Source organism: Floccifex sp. (assembly GCF_051873495.1).
GTDB lineage: Bacteria > Bacillota_I > Bacilli_A > Erysipelotrichales > Erysipelotrichaceae > Floccifex.
Map to the genome: position 1 here is coordinate 1 of NZ_JBJEEX010000118.1, position 5,210 is coordinate 5,210.

The following is a 5,210-nucleotide window of genomic DNA, read 5'->3' on the forward strand; positions in this document are numbered from 1 at the left end:
AAAAGAGGATATAACTCTTTTCAAGTGACAAATCACTTAACTGTTATATCCTCTTATAAAATTTGAATGTTATTTTTTAAACACTCATCAACCATTTCTTTAGGCCAGAGACTTGATTGAACTTCACCAATGTGTGCTTTCTTTAACAACAACATGCACAAACGAGATTGTCCAATACCTCCACCAATAGTATATGGAAGACGTTTATTTAAAATGTCTTGGTGATAAGGAAGTTTTAAGCGGTCCATACAATTTTCTTTTTCAAGTTGTTCCACTAAAGATTCTTCACTAACACGAATTCCCATACTTGAGATTTCTAAAGCACATTGCAATGGTTCATACCAAAATAAAATATCACCATTTAATTGCCAGTCATCATAGTCAGGTGCACGTCCATCGTGTTTCTTTCCATTTGATAATTTATCACCGATTTTCATTAAGAAAACACAACCATATTGACGAGTAATTTCATTTTCTCTTTCTTTTTGAGATAAATTTGGATATAAATCCAATAATTCTTGTGTTGTAAAGAAATGAATAGCTTCTGGTAAACGATTTACAGCTTGGGGATATTTATACCAAACTTCATGTTCCATGTGCTTAATAATTTTAAATATTTGTTCCACATGTTGTTTTAAAACATTCTCAGTTCTTTCTTCTTTTGAAATAATCTTTTCCCAATCCCATTGATCAACGTATACCGAATGAAGATTATCTAAGTCTTCATCTTTACGAATCGCATTCATGTTTGTATATAAACCTTCATGCATTGAAAAGTTATAGTGCCCTAAAGCCCATCGTTTCCATTTCGCAAGGGAATGAACAACTTCAATTCGTTCATCACCTAATTCTTTCATTGTGAAAGAAACAGGTTGTTCAACACCGTTTAAGTCATCGTTTAATCCAGAGTTCTTTTCTAAGAAAAGAGGAGCTGAAATACGAGTTAAGTTCATTTCCTTTCCAAATTCATATTGAAATGTATCACGAATAAATTTTATCGCTTCTTGCGTTTCACGAATCGATAAAACAGGATTATAGTTTTCAGGTATTACTAGATTCATATCTTTCTCCTTTTTTTTGTATCCATTTTATCATAATGTAGATAATTGTCAAAAAGACAATAATGTGTTAAAATTCAAGAGTGAGGTAAGGAAATGAAAAGTATTGTAAAAGATCTTGAGAATATTTCGGTTAAGAAACATGTTGTGACTTCAATCGAATATGATTGTAGTGATGAAAAACAAGAAGATGAAGTTTTTGAAGCAGTTCGAGATGTAATTACTGAAAATATAAATGATTTTGCGAAGATTACATATGATGTAGAAGCAGATCATAAAGTTAAAGTAGAAGTCATTCAAGGTTAATGACTTCTTTTTTTAGGAGTGAGTATGAAAGAATTAGAAATTTATGGGACATTGGGACCTTCTTGTTGTGAAAAAGAAGTGATTAGCAAGTTATTTAAAAAGGGTATGACGGGTATGAGATTAAATTTATCTCATACGAGTTTAAAACAAGCAAGTGATTGGATTCATGAGTTTTCTTTGGCAGCCAAAGAAAATAATATAGAAGCGGATTTATTAATTGATATGCAAGGACCAGAGCTTCGAATTGGTGAAATTGAAAAACAATTAAATGTAAATGATATCGTTTCAATTGATGACTTGGCAATTCCTAATTATCTAAAAGTAATACAACCTGGTTTATTAAAATCACATAAAAGTATTGCCCTACCTAATATTACGATTGAAAGAGATACTCTGACGAAACAAGATAAAGAAAACATTAAAGATGCTCTGGAATTTGGGGTAACAGGATTGATGCAGCCTTTTGTTCGTAATGTACAAGATTTAATGAATGTGAAAAAAGAAATAGAAGATAAAAATATTAAAATCTATGCCAAAATTGAAAATATACAAGGGCTATTACAACTTGATGATTTAATTGATCAATGTGATCAAATAGTGATTGCTCGTGGAGATTTGGCAAATTCAGTGGGAATCATTAATCTTCCTTCTGCTCAAAAATATATTGAAGATCATTGTAAAGCTAAAAATAGAGACTATATGGTAGTAACGGAAATGCTTCATTCTATGATTAAAAATCCGACACCAACACGTGCTGAAGTATCTGATATTTATCATGCCGTATATAATGGAGCCAAAAGTATAATGTTAACAGCGGAAACAGCAATGGGGTCTTATCCAGTTGAAGCTATGGAAGTATTTGTAGGTGTTGCGAATAGTGCAGTGAAAGATAGAAAAAAAGGGAAATCAATTTGATTTCCCTTTATCTTTTTAGTGGTGGGGAGGGGCAGATTCGAACTGCCGAACCAAAAGGAACTGAGTTACAGTCAGCCGCGTTTAGCCACTTCGCTACCTCCCCATGGAGCAGGTGATGAGAATCGAACTCACGTAGTCAGCTTGGAAGGCTGAAGTTCTACCATTGAACTACACCTGCAATTTTGGGTAAAAAAAATGGTGACCCGTGGGCGATTCGAACGCCCGACCTACTGATTAAAAGTCAGTTGCTCTACCATCTGAGCTAACGGGTCAAATAATGGTGCCGACTATAGGAATTGAACCCACAACCTACTGATTACAAGTCAGTTGCTCTACCAATTGAGCTAAGTCGGCAAAAAATGGTGGAGGTTAACGGGCTCGAACCGCTGACCCTCTGCTTGTAAGGCAGATGCTCTCCCAACTGAGCTAAACCTCCAGAAAAAATATGGAGCAGGTGATGAGAATCGAACTCACGTAGTCAGCTTGGAAGGCTGAAGTTCTACCATTGAACTACACCTGCATATTTAAGTGGTGACCCGTGGGCGATTCGAACGCCCGACCTACTGATTAAAAGTCAGTTGCTCTACCATCTGAGCTAACGGGTCAAATAATGGTGCCGACTATAGGAATTGAACCCACAACCTACTGATTACAAGTCAGTTGCTCTACCAATTGAGCTAAGTCGGCAAATAATGGAGCAGGTGATGAGAATCGAACTCACGTAGTCAGCTTGGAAGGCTGAAGTTCTACCATTGAACTACACCTGCATAATGGCTGGGGTAGCTGGATTCGAACCAACGAGATGACAGAGTCAAAGTCTGTTGCCTTACCGCTTGGCTATACCCCAGTGTGTGGTGGAGAGAGGCAGATTCGAACTGCCGAACCAAAAGGAACTGAGTTACAGTCAGCCGCGTTTAGCCACTTCGCTACCTCTCCAGATACACATACAACTAATTAATGGTGGAGGTTAACGGGCTCGAACCGCTGACCCTCTGCTTGTAAGGCAGATGCTCTCCCAACTGAGCTAAACCTCCATCTCGCTTAGCGCTATTAAAGAATACTAAAAAATAAAACTTATGTCAACAACTTTTCTAAATTTTTTTTAAATTTTTTAAATTTCATGTCCAAACATACAAAAAATACCGTTTTCATGACATTTTTGTTAATTCTTTTCGATGTATATGTGATTTTATTTTCTTCGATTACATGAATTTCTGGATAAATAATTAAATATTTTTTCCCATAAATCACTTTTTCTTTTAAATATTTATGTTCTAAAAAGAAATTTAGATCTTTAGATTCATATTCTATGTTTGTTTTATATTGTCTTTTAATTTTATATAAAACATTTGGATTATCGTTGGTAATTACTTTAATGGGAACATTTATTTCATTAAAATAGGAATTCCATTCAATTATTAGATCATGTTGTATTAAAGTTTTTTCTTTTTCTAAAGAATCAAGTATAATTTGTATATATAAGTTACTCATTTAATTAATAAGAATGTGCATATTTATTATATCACATTGGGAGGTTTGATTTATGATTCGTTTTGGCTTCGATTTAGGTGCTAATCATATTCGTTTGATTTCAGACGAAAAGGGAATAATATTTGATGAAGATTGTATGGTTGCCCTAGACAAAAAACATCGTGTGCTGGCAGTTGGCTGTGAAGCAAAAGAAATGAAGGGTGTTGAAGATGATATACAAGTTATTGCTCCTTTGGCACTAAAAGAAATTGATTTTGATGCACTGTATTTATTGATGGAACAATTGTGTTATCAATTTAATGTTTTTCGTGTTTTTCAAAAAACAGAATTAATTGTGTCGTATCCAACTACTTTCACAGAACAACAATGTGAGGATTTGAAACAAAATTTATTAGAATTAGGAGCTTATCGTGTTTATATGGATCAACAAATATGGATGGCAGCTATTGGTGCTAATTTAGATTTGTTTCTTCCTTTAACGAGTTGTGTATTAGATATAGGATATTCAAATTGTGATATTGCGATTTTTTCTTCTGGTCAAATGCAGAAAAAAGCAAATTGTTCAATTTCTGGTAAATCCATCAATAATTTAATTGGTAAATATGTTCGTCAAAATTATGGCTTAATTATTTCAGAACATATGAAAGAAAAAATAAATAAAAAATTAGCTTGTGCTATAAAGAAATCAGAACCAGTTTCGATGCATGTTCAGGGAATGGATGTCCATTTACATCAGATTAAAGTTATCACTTTAAATTCAAATCAACTTGTGGATTTAGTTCAAGCAATTGTTGAACAATGGGCTCATTGGATTGCTCAATTTTTAAATGATTGTACTCAACAACAAAGAGAAGACATATATACTAGAGGAATTGTATGTTGTGGAGGGGTTATGAAACTTCCTGGCCTTATTCAAATGTTGATGAAACTTCTTCCTTGTCCTTTTTATGTGACGGATAATCCAGAGCAAACAGTTAGTCAGGGAATATATATATTATTACAGAGAATGGAATAGCAAAGGTGATGTAAAAACATCTTTGCTTTATTATTGCAATTCTAGAAATTTTTGGTACAATGGTAATTGGCTTTTTACGCCAAATCATTTCGAATAAGGAGGAAGTATCAATCCATGGCAAAACAAGATATGATCGAATTAGATGGTATCGTAGTTGACACTTTACCCAACGCCGCTTTTAAAGTGAAGTTGGAAAACGGACACGAGATTTTGGCTCACGTTTCTGGTAAAATCCGTATGCATCACATTCGCATTTTACCAGGCGATCGCGTAACCGTAGAAATATCACCATATGATTTAACACGTGGGCGTATTACGTTTAGAAGAAAATAAGGAGGTCATTTAGATGAAAGTAAGACCATCTGTAAAACCAATTTGCGACAAATGCAGAGTAATTAAAAGAAAAGGTCGCGTAATGGTTATTT

The 5,210-nt window shown here is 34.1% G+C and carries 7 protein-coding genes and 12 tRNA genes; 5 read left to right on the top strand and 14 right to left on the bottom strand.

What is annotated here, in order from left to right:
- Nucleotides 1-53 precede the first annotated feature (53 nt).
- Complete coding sequence (asnA, locus tag ACI313_RS07395) at nucleotides 54-1,061, bottom strand: aspartate--ammonia ligase (RefSeq protein WP_320607610.1); 1,008 nt, start codon at nucleotides 1,059-1,061, stop codon at nucleotides 54-56.
- A gap of 93 nt (nucleotides 1,062-1,154) precedes the next feature.
- Between asnA and ACI313_RS07400 the strand changes: the two genes are divergently transcribed.
- Both ACI313_RS07400 and ACI313_RS07405 read left to right on the top strand, forming a co-directional pair.
- Nucleotides 1,155-1,364, top strand: a complete 210-nt coding sequence (locus ACI313_RS07400; protein WP_320607609.1) for a hypothetical protein — start codon at nucleotides 1,155-1,157, stop codon at nucleotides 1,362-1,364.
- A gap of 24 nt (nucleotides 1,365-1,388) precedes the next feature.
- A complete protein-coding gene (locus ACI313_RS07405) occupies nucleotides 1,389-2,279 on the top strand; it encodes a pyruvate kinase (protein ID WP_439755659.1) in 891 nt (296 codons plus the stop codon).
- A 19-nt stretch (nucleotides 2,280-2,298) separates the two neighbouring features.
- Here the strand turns inward: ACI313_RS07405 and ACI313_RS07410 are convergent.
- The 13 genes from ACI313_RS07410 to ACI313_RS07470 all read right to left on the bottom strand — a co-directional run bounded on the left by ACI313_RS07410 (nucleotide 2,299) and on the right by ACI313_RS07470 (nucleotide 3,770).
- Nucleotides 2,299-2,382: transfer RNA gene (locus ACI313_RS07410), tRNA-Tyr, on the bottom strand.
- Between the two features lies 1 nt (nucleotide 2,383).
- Nucleotides 2,384-2,457 (bottom strand) — tRNA-Gly (locus tag ACI313_RS07415).
- An 18-nt stretch (nucleotides 2,458-2,475) separates the two neighbouring features.
- A tRNA-Lys gene (locus ACI313_RS07420) sits at nucleotides 2,476-2,551 on the bottom strand.
- Nucleotides 2,552-2,557: 6 nt separating this feature from the next.
- A tRNA-Thr gene (locus ACI313_RS07425) sits at nucleotides 2,558-2,633 on the bottom strand.
- Between the two features lie 6 nt (nucleotides 2,634-2,639).
- A tRNA-Val gene (locus ACI313_RS07430) sits at nucleotides 2,640-2,715 on the bottom strand.
- Between the two features lie 10 nt (nucleotides 2,716-2,725).
- A tRNA-Gly gene (locus ACI313_RS07435) sits at nucleotides 2,726-2,799 on the bottom strand.
- A 9-nt stretch (nucleotides 2,800-2,808) separates the two neighbouring features.
- Nucleotides 2,809-2,884 (bottom strand) — tRNA-Lys (locus ACI313_RS07440).
- Nucleotides 2,885-2,890: 6 nt separating this feature from the next.
- Nucleotides 2,891-2,966 (bottom strand) — tRNA-Thr (locus tag ACI313_RS07445).
- Nucleotides 2,967-2,972: 6 nt separating this feature from the next.
- Nucleotides 2,973-3,046 (bottom strand) — tRNA-Gly (locus ACI313_RS07450).
- 4 nt (nucleotides 3,047-3,050) lie between these two features.
- Nucleotides 3,051-3,126, bottom strand: a tRNA-Gln gene (locus ACI313_RS07455).
- Nucleotides 3,127-3,131: 5 nt separating this feature from the next.
- Nucleotides 3,132-3,215, bottom strand: a tRNA-Tyr gene (locus ACI313_RS07460).
- 22 nt (nucleotides 3,216-3,237) lie between these two features.
- Nucleotides 3,238-3,313, bottom strand: a tRNA-Val gene (locus ACI313_RS07465).
- A 40-nt stretch (nucleotides 3,314-3,353) separates the two neighbouring features.
- Nucleotides 3,354-3,770 carry a hypothetical protein gene (locus tag ACI313_RS07470; RefSeq protein WP_439755660.1) on the bottom strand — a complete coding sequence of 139 codons (417 nt, stop codon included), beginning with the start codon at nucleotides 3,768-3,770 and terminating at the stop codon, nucleotides 3,354-3,356.
- Between the two features lie 52 nt (nucleotides 3,771-3,822).
- Between ACI313_RS07470 and ACI313_RS07475 the strand changes: the two genes are divergently transcribed.
- The 3 genes from ACI313_RS07475 to rpmJ all read left to right on the top strand — a co-directional run.
- Entirely contained in the window at nucleotides 3,823-4,785 is a 963-nt protein-coding gene (locus tag ACI313_RS07475; RefSeq protein ID WP_320608776.1) for a rod shape-determining protein, read from the top strand.
- A 114-nt stretch (nucleotides 4,786-4,899) separates the two neighbouring features.
- Entirely contained in the window at nucleotides 4,900-5,118 is a 219-nt protein-coding gene (gene infA / locus ACI313_RS07480; protein WP_154461556.1) for a translation initiation factor IF-1, read from the top strand.
- 13 nt (nucleotides 5,119-5,131) lie between these two features.
- Nucleotides 5,132-5,210, top strand: a 79-nt coding sequence (gene rpmJ / locus ACI313_RS07485; protein ID WP_439755661.1) for a 50S ribosomal protein L36, incomplete at its 3' end; no start/stop codon positions are given.

Coding starts and splice junctions, on each gene's coding strand:
- asnA (WP_320607610.1), bottom strand. CDS start 1,061: ATGAATCTAGTAATACCTGAAAACTATAATCCTGTTTTATCGATTCGT.
- ACI313_RS07400 (WP_320607609.1), top strand. CDS start 1,155: ATGAAAAGTATTGTAAAAGATCTTGAGAATATTTCGGTTAAGAAACAT.
- ACI313_RS07405 (WP_439755659.1), top strand. CDS start 1,389: ATGAAAGAATTAGAAATTTATGGGACATTGGGACCTTCTTGTTGTGAA.
- ACI313_RS07470 (WP_439755660.1), bottom strand. CDS start 3,770: ATGAGTAACTTATATATACAAATTATACTTGATTCTTTAGAAAAAGAA.
- ACI313_RS07475 (WP_320608776.1), top strand. CDS start 3,823: ATGATTCGTTTTGGCTTCGATTTAGGTGCTAATCATATTCGTTTGATT.
- infA (WP_154461556.1), top strand. CDS start 4,900: ATGGCAAAACAAGATATGATCGAATTAGATGGTATCGTAGTTGACACT.